This window comes from Endozoicomonas sp. SESOKO3 (assembly GCF_024606255.1).
In genome coordinates this window covers 1-1,000 of the sequence record NZ_JAHHPR010000275.1, presented here as the reverse complement: position 1 = coordinate 1,000, position 1,000 = coordinate 1, and the positions used below count along the sequence as shown (strand labels likewise).

The 1,000-nt window shown below is 45.3% G+C and carries 2 protein-coding genes; one reads left to right on the top strand and one right to left on the bottom strand.

Annotated features, from left to right (window positions below):
• A partial coding sequence (locus KDK18_RS05085) for a hypothetical protein (protein WP_257253660.1) occupies positions 1 to 444 on the bottom strand: 444 nt, incomplete at its 3' end.
• Between the two features lie 324 nt (positions 445 to 768).
• On the opposite strand from KDK18_RS05085, the gene KDK18_RS05080 reads away from it, so the two are divergent.
• Positions 769 to 1,000, top strand: a 232-nt coding sequence (locus tag KDK18_RS05080; RefSeq protein ID WP_257253658.1) for a hypothetical protein, incomplete at its 3' end; no start/stop codon positions are given.

Below are 1,000 nucleotides of genomic sequence, written 5' to 3'. Positions count from 1 at the left end.
GCTCTGCATGTCTATATTGGGCAGGAAGGTCAACAGGCATTGCGTGGGAAAAAGATGTTGCTCCAGAGCAGTGATCAGGGTTGTATCAACCACAGTGAAGGGCGGAACCGGGATATTGGCCTGCTGCATAAGGTGCAGAAATAGTCCCTTGCCGCCCATAAAAGCACGGGTTTGCCTGTCAGTGGTGGGTGGCAAGATGGCGGGCCAGCGATTATCTGCATCCGGAAGTTTGATATCACGAGCAGGTAGTTGAGGATAACAAAGATCAGTTATGTCTGAATTATCTTCTACGCAAGGAGGGGAGTCTTGATTGACAGAAATAACAGAACGAGCGAATGCGGATGCCTCGTAGCAGTCTGGTGCACAGTCAGACTCTGACAAAGTAAAGCCAGATAGTGTTGTTTGAATCCCTTCCATGACTGTGATCTCCATAATTATTTTCAATTTCGACCAGTGTTTTTGAAAAAAGTTTCAACTACCTGCCGGTCCGAGTTTAAATTGCAGGAACTTTTTTGATCTAACAAAGTCATAAACCATAGTGCCGGTTTTAAAGGAATCTTAATGAGCATCAAGTAATTCTAATCCGGACATCACCATAACTCTCCAATTACTCTGAGATTTATTGATATGGATTCATTACCAAAAACAGGAAGTACATTCTCGACAGTGTCGTTTACGAGCCCTGAGAGTTGTCCGGCGCAATCTGGCAGGAATTCAAACACTGCACATTGCCTGTCACCGGGTAACAGAGAGCAGCTAAGACAGGAATTGCGGGCAACTGTAAAGGCCGGTACGTTGGGTGCTCGACAGATTAAGGTGTGTGAATCGGAGTCATGTTATGCAAGATTCGAAAAAGAGTTGGCTTATCTTGACCATAACGACGAGATTCCAGGACCAAGACCTGTCAATCTGATTATTGAAGATGTGCCCACGATATTATCCAGACCGAAGGATGTCACAGTTGGCATTCTAAAACCCGATACGCTCGCTGCGTATAAAC